Origin of the sequence: Streptomyces bugieae (assembly GCF_036352915.1) — a bacterium.
Lineage (GTDB): Bacteria > Actinomycetota > Actinomycetes > Streptomycetales > Streptomycetaceae > Streptomyces > Streptomyces endophytica.
The window spans coordinates 1-13,117 of record NZ_JAZBJP010000024.1 but is presented as its reverse complement, the minus strand read 5'-3'; the positions used below and the strand labels follow the sequence as shown (position 1 = coordinate 13,117).

The following is a 13,117-nucleotide window of genomic DNA, read 5'->3' as shown; positions in this document are numbered from 1 at the left end:
CGCGCGAAGTTTTTCTCCGTCGGCCAAAAACCGTGCCCGAGCGGTCAGTTGCCGCCCTGGACGCGCAGGGCGAGGGCCGGGCAGCGGCGTACCGCGAGCTGTGCCCGGCGCCGCATCCGGGCCGGCAGCGGCATGCTGGCCCGCTCCGGGTAGCCGTCCGGGCCGAGCTTGATGACGCCCGGCACGACGTCCGCGCACAGGCCGTGGCCGCGGCACAGCGTCCAGTCGACCAGCAGCCGTTCCTGCGGCGGGGCGGCGGGCTTGGCCGGGGCGGGCACCGGCGCGGGCAGCGCGGCGGGCGCCGGCCGGTGCCCGGTGACCGGCAGCGCTCCGGTCACCGGGCGGCCGCACCCGAACCCCCGCGCATGGCGCTCGAACTCCTCGGGGAAGGCGGCGAGGGCCGAGGCCACGAACCGCGCGGTGCCGTCCGGGTGGCTGCATGCGCCGCGCTTCTCGACCGCTCGCATGCGGCCCTGCACGGCTTCCAGGGCGGCCTCGCCGCCGCCCCGTACGGCCAGGTCGAGCTGGTCGGCGAGGGCCGGCAGGCCCAGGACGCACGGACCGCACTGCCCGGCGGACTCGGCGGCCATCCACTGCGCGACCCGTACCGTCTCCCCGGCCGGACAGGTGTCGTACGGCAGCGGCAGCACCGCGCCCGCGCCCAGTACGGCGCCGCACTCGGCCAGCGAGTCCCGGGACAGCGTCACGGTGAGCGCGTCCGTGGGGGAGACGAACGTGCCGTGGTAGCCGCCGATCAGCACGCCCTGCCCCTGGTCCATCCCGCACAGCGCCAGGACCCGGGCCAGCGGCACGCCGTAGGGGACCTCCACCACCCGGTTGCCGGCGACGGTCAGCAGCAGGGTGCCCGGCTCGGTGGGCAGGCCCGCGGTCCGGTAGCCGAGGGCGCCGAGCCGGGCCGCCACGGCGAGCTGGGCGTAGGTCTCGGTGTTCGACAGCAGCGTCGGCACCCCGTTCAGCCCGCGCTCGCTGGAGCGGATCTTGCGGCCGGAGGGCAGTCCGGGGCCGCCGCCCAGCCCGTTGGTCATCGCGCTGCCCTCGCCGGTGACGAACCGCTCGGTCAGCAGGGTGACCCGTAAGGCCGGCCGCACCGGGCCCCGTTCGGCGATCGCCCGCCGCACCGAGTCCTCCACGTCCGTGCGGGTCACCCCCAGGGCGACCTCCTGGGCGCCGAGCGCGTCGGCGGCCAGCAGCGCGCCGTCCAGCACCAGATGCGGGGCGTGCAGCAGCAGCGCGGTGTCCTTGAGGCAACTGGGCTCGCCCTCGCTGCCGTTGACGACTACCGCGGCCTTGCCCTCGGCGCGCCGCATCCCGTCCAGCACCGCGGACACCTTGCGGGCGAACGGGAAGCCGGCGCCGCCGCGGCCGCGCAGGTCGATGTCCTCGGCGAGCGCGACCAGTTCCGGCGCGGTGAGCTGCGGCAGGCTGCCGTGCCGGGCCAGATGCGCCACCCGGTCCATGCGCGGCATCTCGTCGAGCCCGGCCAGCAGCCGCGGCGGGCCGAACGACGCCAGCGTCGGTACGGGCTCCGACGCGGGCAGCGCCGGCAGCAGACGGGTGGGGGCGGGGGCGGTCATGGGAGTTCTCCTGAGTTCGTGCGGGCATCGCGCAGCCGCAGGGCCAGCCGTACGGCCACCGCGGCGAGACAGATGGCGTATCCGGCCAGCGCCCAGCCGGCCGCGGCACGGCCCGACTTCAGGCCGTGCACCAGCGCCAGCCCCCACGCCAGGTACGCGCTCATGTGCAGCGCCCGCCACCAGCGGGAGGCCGCGATGCCGGTGAAGGCACCGCGCACCGCGCCGGTCACCGCGACGGCGATGAACACGTAGGCGGCGAGCGTGCCCAGGCCGATGAGCCCCGGGCGGGCGCCGTCGGTGAAGGGCACCGCGGCGGACACCCCTGTGGTGTGGCCCTCGGCGATCTTGACCCAGATGTGCAGGCCGAGGAAGCCGAGTCCGGCGACGCCGGTGCCGCGGTGCACGGCCTGGGCGAGCAGCCGGTGGCCGGTCTGCAGCACCATGCGGTCGGTGGCCGCGAGGCCCCAGAGGACCGTCACCGACAGCGAGACCAGCGCGAGGACCCCCGCGCCGAAGTCCAGGAAGCGCATCAGGGTGTCCATCGCGCCGGAGTGCAGGGTGACGGCGATGAAGAGCAGCAGCGCGGCCGGAAGTGCCGGGCGCAGCAGGGCGGTCGGCGCGGGGCCGCCGGGCGTACGGCGGCCCGGCGGCCCGGGTTCTTTCGGGGGCCGCCGGGCGCGCATGCGGTCCGGCGAGGGCCGGGCGCGGTGTGAGGCGCGGCGGCTCTGACGGGTCTGCAAACGCGGTGCGGACATCGGACCTCCCGGTGTCGGGGCACGGGTGCGGGACGCGAATTCCGGTGAAATTCCGTCGGCGGGGTATTTGCCCGAAGCTATTGCGGGGCTTTTGTGCGGGTGACCCCCGGTAACACTAAACATTCCGTAACCGGGTGGATACACAGGGCCGTTAAACCGGATGTGCAAAAGCATCTACGAGCGCGTTCAGGCTTTCGTAAGGTTTATCGCGCTGTGACAAATTCCTGCAGCGGCGTCGCGATCGCGCCGGGGGACTCCGGATGATGCCCAGTCAGGCGCACGGGGGCGCCCTTCCCCAGTCCAACCCCCCATCCCCGCCAGGATCGAGGTAGCTGATGTGTGATCTCCTGAACCGCATCTGGTCGCGACCCCGAGGCGAGTGGACCCGGGTAGTGAGAAATGCACTCCCGGGCCTCGCCGAGGAGGTCGTCGCGGAGTTGCAACGCGGATTTCCCGCATTGGCGGCACTTCTCGGCGATACCCCTGTAGAAGAGGCTCAATGGGCCCTGGAACAGGCGCTGCTGACAGTTCTGGGTTACCAAAAAGAGTCGGAAAGTAAACGTCCGGCCCTGACGTCGGTTGTCACGCCGATGCCGGTGGCCCGGGCCCGCCAGGACCTGTTCGAGGTGCTCGCCGGCCAACGGGAGACCCCCGAGGAGGGGCTGGGCGACCTGGCCCGCGCGGCCGGCTGGCCGGTCCCGGACACCCTCCAGGCCGTCGTCCTCGCCACCCCCGCCGAAGCGCCGCAACTCGCCGCCGCACTGGGCCACGCGCTCATCGGCACCGTCGACGGCTACACCTGTCTCTTCGTGCCCGACCCGGCCACCCAGACCCGGGCCCGGCTGGAGGCCGCCCTCAAGGGCCGCGCCGCCGCGGTCGGCCACGCCGTACCGGCGACCGACACCGCCTCCTCGCTGCGCTGGGCCCGCTACCTCCTCACGCTGGGCCCCGGCCGGGTCGGCCCGGAGGCCCGCCCCGCCTTCGTCGACGACCACCTCTCCGCCCTGCTCCTCCTCCAGGACGAGTCCCTCGCCGACGCCCTCACCTCCCGCTGGCTCGGCCCGCTGGAGGAACTGACCCCCCGCCAGAGCGAACGCCTGGAAGTCACCCTGCTCGCCTGGCTGGAGGGCGGCGGCGCCCCGGAGGCGGCGAAACTCCTGCATGTCCACCCGCAGACGGTCCGCTACCGCCTCCGCCAGATCGAGAAGCTCTTCGGCCCGGTCCTCCGTGACCCCCGCACCCGCTTCGAACTCGAAATGGCCCTCCGCAGCCGCCGCCTGATGGCCCACGTCCGTTCCTACCGTGCCCGCGCCGGCCGCCGCGCCCGCGCCGTCGCCTCCTCGATACGACCACTCGGCATGGCCCGGGAGGCCCGGGTCAACGGGTTGTGAGCGCACGGGTTTTGAGCGGAGCCGCCTGGTGCGTCCGCTGATCTGACGACGGCTGTCCGCCGTTCGCGTGCGGCCCCGTCCCGGTATCCGGGGCGGGGCCGCAGTGTTTCCCGGACCGTGCCGACCGCCCGGGAAGCGCCGCCGCTGTCAGTCCCGGCCCTCCCTCTCGAAGGCCCGGTCCAGTTGGTGCCGGAGGACCGTGGTGGCCGCGTCGGGGGTGCGGTGGCCCACCAGGATGCTGGTGCCGAGGCCGGCGGCGAGGGCGAGGAGGGTGATCGCTTCGGTGCGGGCGTCCAGGCCGGGGCGGGTGAGGCCGGCGGCCTGCGCCTGGCGGAGCAGGTCGGTCAGGGCGTCCTCGGCGGCGCCGGGCCGCTGGAGGAACGGCTGGGCGGCGAGGGCCGGTTCGGTCACGGACAGCACCGCGTACGAGGTGTAGACGAGGTGGAAGGTGCGGCTCTCCTCGTCGGTGGGGAGGGACGCCAGGAGCAGGGATTCCGCGGTGGCGCGCGGGCCGGCGGCGGCGCCGGCGGAGCCGGCCCGGGCGGCGACGCGTTCGCCGAAGCGGGCGGCCAGGTGCTCCAGTCCGTACAGCAGCAGCTTCTCCTTGGTCTCGAAGTAGTACTGCACCAGCCGCAGGGAGACGCCGGCCTCCGCGGCCACGTCCCGCATGCCGACGGCGTGCAGGCCGCGCCGCCCGGCGACCCGGACGAGGGCCTCGGCGATCTGGGTGCGCCGTTCTGCGTGGTCCACGCGCTTGGGCATGGGGCGTTGTCTCCGCTCGTGGGTTCCGTGACCGGGCGGGAAACCCGGGGATCGATTTTGATGATACCGCCGTACCAACAACGTGGTACGGTCGTATCACGAAAATCAGACGCCCCTGGAGGTGACCGTGTCCCCGTCCACGACCCGTAGCCGGGCCGATGTCGGCCGCTATGTGAACGACACCCTGCGCGACCGCTACTTCGCGGCCTGTGATGCGGTCTACGCCCTCGGCGCGCCCATCCGTGAAGAGTTCGACGTGGAGACCGGGTACGGCACCACGCACGTCTACCGGTACGGCCCGGCGGACCCCGCCGCGGCGCGGCGCACGCCCGTCGTCCTGGTGCACGGATCGGGCAGCTGCTCCGCGATGTGGTACCCGAACACCCCCGCGCTCAGCGCCGAGCGGACGGTCTACGCGATCGACACCCCGGGCGACGCCGGCCGCAGTGTGCACCGCGAACCCCTGCACCGGCCCGAGGACGCCGCGCGGTGGCTGGACGAGACGCTGGCCGCGATCGGCCTGGACCGGGTGCACCTGGTCGGATCCTCGTACGGCGGATGGCTGGTCCTGAACCAGGCGCACCGCGCGCCCGGCCGGCTCGCCTCGGTCACGCCGCTGGACCCGGGCGGCCTGGAGAAGGTGGGACTGCGCTTCTTCGTCTGGATCTTCATCAGCCTCTTCGCGACCTCCGCGCCGCGGTCGTTGCGTCCCATGCTGGCGAAGTGGCTGGAGCAGCCGGTGCTCATCGTGCCGGAACTGCGCACGATGATCCGGGCGGGCGTCCGTGCCTTCCGCATCCGCCGCCCGGCCCCGCTGCCGCTGTCCGAGGACGAACTCCGCACCATCCGCACCCCGCTGTACCTGGTGCTCGGCAAGCGGAGCCTGCTGCTGCACCCGAAGCGGCAGGTCGAGCGGGTGCCGCGGGTGATTCCCGGGGCCCGCGCCGAGATCGTCTCCGCGACCGGGCACGGGCCGCAGATCGATCACGCGGACCTGGTCAACGAGCGGATGCTGGCGTTCATGGACTCCGTGGACCGGGCGGACGACCAGCGGAACGTGCCGTCCGGCCGTGCGGGGTGAATGACCCCACGCACCGATGACCGCGGTTCCGGCCCCGAGGGCGGCCGGTCCGCGTGCGAGGGCCCCGGGGCGGACAGCCGCCCCGGGGCCCTGGCGCATCACTGGATCATTGGCACTTGCGGCCGCTGTTGATGCAGGAGACCGCCTTGTTCATCAAGTCGTCCGAGAGCACGTTGATGAAGTCGCCGTGGTCGGTGACGGGTTTGTGCAGCTGCTCGGGGAAGCTGTCGACGGCGAAGCTGGCGCCCTGCGGGACGTCGTAGGTGATCCGCTCGACCAGCTGCGGGATCGCCCGGAAGTTGTTGGGGCAGTTGCCGTTCCGGTCGGAGAACGCCACGTGGTCGCGGTGGTTGCCGCTGTCGATGTTCTGACCGTCCCAGCAGTTCTGGAACGCGAAGGTGCGGACGACCTGCGAGCCGTTGGGGCAGAGCGGGTACTTGTCCTTGAGCTGGCGGTCCTCGAAACCGGTGCAGGACCAGGAGGCGTTGGCGTTCTTCGTGCCGTTGGTGAACGCCTTCGCGTCGCCGGTGATGATGCGCAGGAAGCGGGGCATGGCCTGGACCTGGCCGGCCTGGCTGCCGCGGTAGGTGAGGGTCACCGTGGCCGGGGTCAGCACCGAGCCGACGTTGGCGTCCTGGGCGGCTCCCGGCTTCTGCTCGGCGTTCCCGTCGAGCTTGCGCAGCACCGGCCAGTAGTAGGTGGACTGGTCGCCGTTGGTGCAGGTGGTGTCGGAGGCGGCGAGGGAGTCGTTGGTGGAGAAGGCGTCGGTGGTCTTGTTGCCGACGTAGTCGTGGGTGTGGTGGGCGCCGTTGCTGACGCCCGGCGTGACGATGACGTTGTCGGGGTTGAAGTGGCCCTCCTCGTTGCGGCCGCACTCGGTGGTGAAGGTGCCGGTCGTGGCGTTGCCGCCCTGGGGCGCGGCGAACGGCGGGTCCCCGGCGTTCGGCTGCACGGCGGTGATGTCGACGAAGTCGTCGGGGGAGGGCCCGCCGGGCCGGCCCTGCTGGTCACCGTTCTGGCCCTGCTGCTGGCCACCGTCCTGACCGGGTTGCTGGCCCTGCTGCTGGCCGCCGTCCTGCCCCGGCTGCTGGCTCTGCTGCTGGCCGCCGTCCTGGGGCTGCGGGGGCTGCTGGCCCTGGTACCAGCCGTCCTGGGTGGACTTCGTCGAGTCGTGGCCGCCGGTGCCCGCCCCCTCGTCGGCGGGCTTCATGGTGCAGCCGCTCATCTTCCACAGGTACGACGGCCGTTTGGCGTCCCGGGCGATCGCGGTGATCATCGTGTTGATGGTCCGCTGCCGCTGCTGCTTGAGCTGGGTCAGGACGGTGCTGCCGCTGCCCTCCATCATCCGGTGGTAGGCGTCGTGCACCTGCCGGTCGAGCGTGGCCAGGCCCTTGGAGACCTGGAGCTGGGCGCTGTGCGGGACCTGGCGGAGCCGTATCCCCACGTCCGGACAGGAGATCGTGCTGGCCAGGACGGTGTGCTGGTGGCCGGCTGCCGGCTCCGAGTCGGAGCCGCCGGCCAGCGCCGTGGTCGCGACCGCTGCGAGGCCGCCGCCGCCCAGCAGGAGCGCGGCCGCGGCGACCAGCATTCTGTTCGTCAGGCGGGAGCGTTTGTGGGACTGCTGCCGCTGCTGCCGTGGGCGGTGCCCTTGCCGTTGCGTCATGAGATCACTTCGCTTCGTCCGGTGTGAGGGGTGGGGTGAATGCGCCTTGCGGGGTCGGCCGGTCGGCGTGCGCCCCGGCTGCCGTCCGCCGCGGCCGGGAACGGCCCGCCGCTGGACGGCTCAGCTGCTGTGCAGGGTGTTGAAGTCGACCTTGCCGGTGTTCTCCAGGACCGTGATGTGGTCCAGCACGGTGGAGTTGGCCTTGTTCGCCAGGGAGCGCACCATCGTGTTGCGGGTCTGGTCGCGGACCATCGCGATCAGCCCGAAGACCTTGCCGTGCGACCGGCGCAGCAGCTCGGCGAAGAGGCCCGGGTACTCGGCGTCCGAGGCGGAGTTCAACTGCCCGAGCCAGCCCTGCTGTTCGGCGGTGGGCTGGTTGGGCAGCGGGATGCCCAGCGCCCGCCCGGCCTCCACCGACCGCCGGTCCAGCTCGGTGTGCCCGGCCACGAGGTGGTCGCCCGCGGTACGCACCGCCGCCGTCTTGCCGCGCTCCTGGGCCTGCCGGCCCGCGGGCATCTCCCACAGCCCGGCCAGCCTGACCTTGCGCACGAAGTCCCGGTCCATGGCGGTCAGCGGGCCGTAACGGGTGTTGACCGTCCCGCCACCGTCGTCGTCGTACGAGACCGTGTTCGTCGCCGCCGACGCGCTCTCCCCGAAGAGCTGTACGGGCAGCAGCAGCGCCGCGAGCGTGGCCACCAGCGCGGCGACCACCAGTCCCGTGGCGATGGACCGCCCGGATGCTGCGGAATTGCTGAGGATCGACCGCACGGAGCGCCTCCCGGTTCGTCCCTACGGGAATGGACTGGAATGCCACCGGACGCTAGGCCGCGCACCGGGTCCGTGGACGCGGGTTCTCACCCCTGGACAAATTACGGCCGGGCCCGCCGCGACACTGCTACGGTGCCGCGGGCGGGCCCGGCCGGGACGGTGCGCGGGCGGGCAGGCGTGTGCCCGGCGTGCGGGCGGGGCCGTGCCCCTGGCCCACCGCCGGGGGCCGCGCCGTTCAGCGTGCGTACAGGCCCGCCGCCGCCCACCGGCGGCGTTCCTTGCGGGTCTCCGGCGCCTGGCGCTCGCCCTGCGCGTACAGGGCGTCGATCTCCGCCGCGTAGGCCCGTACGATCGCCGCCCGGCGCAGCTTCATCGACGGCGTCACCAGGCCGGACTGCTGGCTGAACTCGCCCGGCAGGATGCGGAAGGCGCGGATCGACTCGGCGCGGGACACCGAGGCGTTGGCGCGCGCCACGGCCCGCCGGACCTCCGCCTGCAACTGCTCCTCCGGCGACGGCCCCGAGTCCGCACCGCTGCCGCCCGTACCGCCCTCCTCCGGCTCGCCGCGCAGCTTCCGCCACTGCGCCAGTGCCTCCGGATCGAGGGTGATCAGCGCCGTCACGTACGGCCGGTTGTCGCCGACGACCACGCACTGCGAGATCAGCGGATGGGCACACAGCCGCTGCTCCAGCCCCAGCGGGGCGACGCTCTTGCCGTTGCTGGTGATGATGATGTCCTTCTTGCGGCCGGTGATGACCAGATAGCCGTCGTCGTCCAGGTGCCCGAGGTCGCCGGTCGGCAGCCAGCCGTCGTACAGCCCGCTGGCGGGAGCGGTGCCGGTGCGGGGACCGTGGCCGCCGCCGGGGCCGTGGCCGGCGCGGGGTCCGTGGCCGGTGCCGGGGGAGGGGCCGTTGCCCGCGCCGCGCCGGTGCCGGCCGCCCGGTACGGCCCCGGCACCGGCGGCCTGGGCGCCGACCCCGCCCCCGTCGTCCTCCTCGTCGTCCAGATAGCCCGCGAACACCACCGGCCCGCGCACCCACACCTCGCCGTCCAGCGCCAGATGGATCGCGCTGCCGGGCAGCGGCAGGCCCACCGTCCCGAAGCGGACCCGGCCCGGCGGCTGGGCGGTGATCGCACCGCTGGTCTCCGTCAGGCCGTAGCCGTCGTAGACGGTGATGCCGATGCCGGCGAAGAGCAGTCCCAGCTCCCGCAGCAGCGGCGAACCGCCGGACACCGCGGTCCGCACCCGGCCGCCCAGCAGGTCCCGGATGCGGGAGTACACCAGCCGCTCGTAGAGCGCGTGCCGGGCCCGCAGGAAGGGGTCGGGGCCGCGCCCGGTGCCGCGGGCCTCCGCGGCCTGCGCCTCGGCGTAGCGCACCGCGACCGTCATCGCCGCGTCGAACGTCCGCCGTCGGCCGGCCCGTTCGGCGGCGAGCCGGGCACGGGCGCAGATCTTCTCGAAGACGTGCGGCACCGCGAACAGGAACGTCGGCCGGAACGACGCCAGGGCGGGCAGCAGCTCCTCCGAGGTCGGGTCGGGCTGATGGGCGAGCTTGACCCCGCCGCGCAGGCACGCGACCTGCACCACGAGCCCGTAGACGTGCGCGAACGGCAGGAACGCCAGCAGCGACGGGCGTTCGCCGGGCGGGGCCAGGAGTCCGCCCCAGCCCGCGTAGAGGGTGTCGCACTCGGCGGCGAGATTGGCGTGCGTGATGACGCAGCCGCGCGGGCGCCCGGTGGTGCCCGAGGTGTGCACGATCGCCGCGGTCGAACCGGGCGTGACGGCGTGCCGCAGCCGGTGCACATCGGCCTCGGTCAGCCGGGTGCCCTCCTCCATCAGCCGCTGCACGCAGTCCAGGTCCAGCTGCCACAGCCGGCGCAGCCGGGAGCGCGCGTCGCACGCCTCCGCCACGGTCATGGCGTGCGCCTCGTGCTCGACGACGATCGCCGTGACGTCCGCCCCGTTGAGGATGCAGCGCAGCTGCTCGGCCGACGCGGTCGGGTAGACCGGCACCAACTCCCCGCCGATCGCCCACAGCGCATAGCTGAACAGCGTCCACTCGTAACGGGTCCGGGACATCAGCGCGACCCGCGCGCCGGGCCGGATCCCGTCCGCCAACAGCCCCCTGGCCAGGGCCATCACCTCGTCGCGGAATTCCCGGGCGGTCACCTCCTGCCAGCCGTCCGGCGCCCGGTCGTCGCGCCGCGCCAGCTGGGCGAAGTCCGGCTGGTGTGCGGCGGTGTCGAAGACGGAGTCGGCGAGACCGCCGGTCCGCAGCGGAGCCGCCAGGGCCGGAACGCTGATGTCGCGCACAGCACCTCCTAGGTGTTCCCCCTTGGTCCCCGGTCCCCCCTCCCGGTCCACCGCCGTCCCGACGGCAGGGAGGGCAAGTTACCCACAGGTGTCCCGGCTGCCCAGGTCTACGGCTACTCTTGAGCGGAAGACGACAAGTCCTGGTAAGCGGGTAGGCGGAAGGGGGCGCAGCATGTACCGCCTCGTCGATGCATGGCGTCTGTACACCTCCGCGATCCTCTTCCTCCTCGCCGGCCTCCTCCTCGCCCAGACGGGCCTGACGACGGCGCTGACCGCGGCCGCGACCACCGCGGCGCTGCTGCTGCTGTGCAGCGCCTTCCTGATCGCGTCCTGCGCGCAGCCGGTGCCACCGGGGCGGATCCGTACGGCGATCCGCGACCGTGAGCGGCGTACGGCGTTCCTGCCGCAACGCGACCCCGACGCGGCCGGCCGGCCGCGCCCCCGAGCACCGGGCCGTTCCCTCCCGACGGCCGCGTAGACGCACGGGCACAGCCCGCATTCCTGACGGAATTCCCGTATCCCGGGCTCCCGTTTCCCTTTCTCGCGTCCACGCAGCTCGTCACGCCGCATTCCTGTCTCCCGGCACGACGAGACCCGTGGAGGGCTCACCCATGTCCATGTTCGGCTTCCTCGGCGATGCGCTCGGGCGCGGCGCCGCAGTCCTCGAACCGCTCTTCGGCGGTGCGGCCGTGGCCGTCACCATCGTCCTGTTCACCCTCGCGGTACGCGCCGCGCTGCATCCGCTCGCCCGCGCCGCGGCCCGCGGCGAGAAGGCCCGCGCGGCCCTCGCCCCGCAACTCGCGGCACTCCAGCGCAAGCACAAGAACGACCCCGAGCGGCTGCAGAAGGCGATGGCCGACCTCTACGCCAGGACCGGCGCCTCGCCGCTGGCCGGCTGCCTGCCGACGCTGCTCCAACTGCCCGTGTTCTTCGTGATGTACCACCTCTTCTCCACCGGGGGCAGCGGTCTGCTCGACCACACCCTGCTGGGCGCACCGCTCGGCGGCCGGTGGAGCGGGGCCCTGGCGGGCGGCGGCCCCTTCGGCCCGCAGGGCCTGGTCTACCTCGCGCTGTTCGTACTGGTCACGGCGGTCGCCACCTGGAACTACCGGCGCGCCCGCGCCACCCGGGCCGAGGCACCGGCGCCGGACCGCTCGCTGCCCGGCATGGCCTCGATGGCGAAGCTGATGCCGCTGCTGTCCTACGGCACGCTGATCACGGTGGCGGTGGTCCCGCTGGCCGCCGGTCTGTACATGGTGACGACCACGACCTGGACGGCCTGCGAACGGGCGCTGCTGCAGCGGAACAAGGGGGACGACGGGAGCACGCAGCGGAAGCAGCGCCAAGGTGAGGCCCCGGCCGCCGAGGCGGGGGACCCGGCCCCTGCGAAGAAGCCGGCGGACGCACCTGTGAACGGTACGCCTCCCGTCGCCACCCCCACCCCTCGGCGCGTACCGCAGCAGCGCGCGCCCAAGAGCCGGGCGGCCCGGCAGCGGGCGGCCCGGGCGCGGGCCAACGCGCAGGCGCGAACCCGGGCCGACGCACCGGCGCGACGGCCCCTGGCAGCCGACGCTCAGGCGAGGACCCGGGCCGGCTCGGGTGACGCCGAACAGATCATTACTACCGCTCAGTAACGGTCCAGTCCGTGAACGGGGTCTTGCGGACTGGACCCCGTTCTCGGAGGATCGACCAAATCGCTCGATGGCCGTCCCCCATCGGCCGGCCCGGAAGACCCCTTCCAGGGCCGACCCTTCGACCACGGGAGTTGAACCGATGAAGCTGCTGCGTGTCGGAACGGTGGGGGCGGAACGCCCGGCGCTGCTCGACGAGGAAGGGGTCCTGCGGGACCTGTCGGGACTGGTGCCGGACATCGACGGAACGCTGCTCGCGGACGACGGGAAACTCGCCCGGATCCGCGCTGCCGCGGCCGCCGGCGACCTGCCCGCGCTGGACGCCACCGGGCTGCGCACCGGTCCGCCGGTGGCCCGGATCGGCAAGATCGTGTGCATCGGGCTGAACTACCACGACCACGCCCGCGAGACCGGCGCCCCGACCCCCGAGGAGCCGATCATCTTCATGAAGGCCCCGGACACGGTCGTCGGGCCGGACGACACGGTGCTCGTGCCGCGCGGCAGCGTGAAGACCGACTGGGAGGTCGAGCTGGCGGTCGTCATCGGCCGTACCGCCCGCTACCTGGAGACCGACGAGCAGGCGCTGGCGGCGGTGGCCGGTTACGCGGTGGCGCACGACGTCTCGGAGCGCGCCTTCCAGATCGAGCGCGGCGGCCAGTGGGACAAGGGCAAGAACTGCGAGACGTTCAACCCGCTGGGCCCGTGGCTGGTGACCGCCGACGAGATACCCGACCCGCAGGCCCTCGGCATCCGGCTGTGGGTCAACGGCGACCTGAAGCAGGACGGCACGACCGCGGAGCAGATCTTCCCGGTGGCCGAAGTGGTCCGCTACGTCAGCCAGTTCATGACCCTGTACCCCGGCGACGTCATCAACACCGGCACCCCGGCCGGTGTCGCGATGGGCCGGCCCGAACCCAAGCCGTACCTGAGGCCGGGCGATGTCGTCGAGCTCGAGATCGACGGACTGGGGCGTCAGCGGCAGCAGCTCAAGGCTGCCTGATTCCCACGTACCCGTCTGTCCCGCCGCGGGTGTTGTTCGCCGTTGCGCCTGCGGCGGGCTGGGTGGGTGTCGGGTGCGGTGACGGGCCTCCGGGGCCGGTTGTGTGGACTGCTGACGCTTTACGTCCACACAACCGGCCCCTCCGGCCCGTCCCCTC

The 13,117-nt window shown here is 73.2% G+C and carries 11 protein-coding genes; 5 read left to right on the top strand and 6 right to left on the bottom strand.

Features of this window, described 5'->3' with window-relative positions:
* Nucleotides 1-44 precede the first annotated feature (44 nt).
* Both V2J85_RS28290 and V2J85_RS28285 read right to left on the bottom strand, forming a co-directional pair.
* Nucleotides 45-1,595: an NADH-quinone oxidoreductase subunit NuoF family protein gene (locus tag V2J85_RS28290; RefSeq protein WP_261951234.1), complete on the bottom strand. Its 1,551-nt coding sequence runs from the start codon at nt 1,593-1,595 to the stop codon at nt 45-47.
* A complete protein-coding gene (locus V2J85_RS28285) occupies nt 1,592-2,350 on the bottom strand; it encodes a hypothetical protein (RefSeq protein WP_261951235.1) in 759 nt (252 codons plus the stop codon). Before V2J85_RS28285 ends, V2J85_RS28290 begins: the two co-directional genes overlap by 4 nt.
* A gap of 590 nt (nt 2,351-2,940) precedes the next feature.
* Here V2J85_RS28285 and V2J85_RS28280 point away from each other — a divergent pair.
* Nucleotides 2,941-3,741 carry a PucR family transcriptional regulator gene (locus tag V2J85_RS28280; RefSeq protein ID WP_261951236.1) on the top strand — a complete coding sequence of 267 codons (801 nt, stop codon included), beginning with the start codon at nt 2,941-2,943 and terminating at the stop codon, nt 3,739-3,741.
* 147 nt (nt 3,742-3,888) lie between these two features.
* Here V2J85_RS28280 and V2J85_RS28275 read toward each other — a convergent pair whose 3' ends face one another.
* Nucleotides 3,889-4,503 (bottom strand): TetR/AcrR family transcriptional regulator, encoded by a 615-nt coding sequence (locus tag V2J85_RS28275; RefSeq protein WP_261951237.1) that lies wholly within the window; start codon nt 4,501-4,503, stop codon nt 3,889-3,891.
* A gap of 121 nt (nt 4,504-4,624) precedes the next feature.
* Between V2J85_RS28275 and V2J85_RS28270 the strand changes: the two genes are divergently transcribed.
* The gene (locus V2J85_RS28270) at nt 4,625-5,584 is read left to right on the top strand and encodes an alpha/beta fold hydrolase (RefSeq protein ID WP_330823125.1); all 960 of its coding nucleotides are present in this window, start codon (nt 4,625-4,627) and stop codon (nt 5,582-5,584) included.
* Nucleotides 5,585-5,690: 106 nt separating this feature from the next.
* Here V2J85_RS28270 and V2J85_RS28265 read toward each other — a convergent pair whose 3' ends face one another.
* The 3 genes from V2J85_RS28265 to V2J85_RS28255 form a co-directional block, all read right to left on the bottom strand.
* On the bottom strand, nt 5,691-7,172 hold the full coding sequence (locus V2J85_RS28265; protein ID WP_330823149.1) for a DUF1996 domain-containing protein: 1,482 nt from the start codon (nt 7,170-7,172) through the stop codon (nt 5,691-5,693).
* A gap of 195 nt (nt 7,173-7,367) precedes the next feature.
* The gene (locus tag V2J85_RS28260; RefSeq protein ID WP_261951239.1) at nt 7,368-8,015 is read right to left on the bottom strand and encodes a DUF4142 domain-containing protein; all 648 of its coding nucleotides are present in this window, start codon (nt 8,013-8,015) and stop codon (nt 7,368-7,370) included.
* Between the two features lie 235 nt (nt 8,016-8,250).
* A complete protein-coding gene (locus V2J85_RS28255) occupies nt 8,251-10,329 on the bottom strand; it encodes an AMP-dependent synthetase/ligase (RefSeq protein ID WP_261951240.1) in 2,079 nt (692 codons plus the stop codon).
* A gap of 172 nt (nt 10,330-10,501) precedes the next feature.
* Between V2J85_RS28255 and V2J85_RS28250 the strand changes: the two genes are divergently transcribed.
* The 3 genes from V2J85_RS28250 to V2J85_RS28240 all read left to right on the top strand — a co-directional run bounded on the left by V2J85_RS28250 (nt 10,502) and on the right by V2J85_RS28240 (nt 12,960).
* On the top strand, nt 10,502-10,807 hold the full coding sequence (locus tag V2J85_RS28250; RefSeq protein ID WP_261951241.1) for a DUF6412 domain-containing protein: 306 nt from the start codon (nt 10,502-10,504) through the stop codon (nt 10,805-10,807).
* A 133-nt stretch (nt 10,808-10,940) separates the two neighbouring features.
* A complete protein-coding gene (locus tag V2J85_RS28245) occupies nt 10,941-11,963 on the top strand; it encodes a YidC/Oxa1 family membrane protein insertase (RefSeq protein WP_330823124.1) in 1,023 nt (340 codons plus the stop codon).
* A gap of 139 nt (nt 11,964-12,102) precedes the next feature.
* Nucleotides 12,103-12,960 (top strand): fumarylacetoacetate hydrolase family protein, encoded by an 858-nt coding sequence (locus tag V2J85_RS28240; protein ID WP_261951243.1) that lies wholly within the window; start codon nt 12,103-12,105, stop codon nt 12,958-12,960.
* The last annotated feature ends 157 nt before the right edge of the window (nt 12,961-13,117 follow it).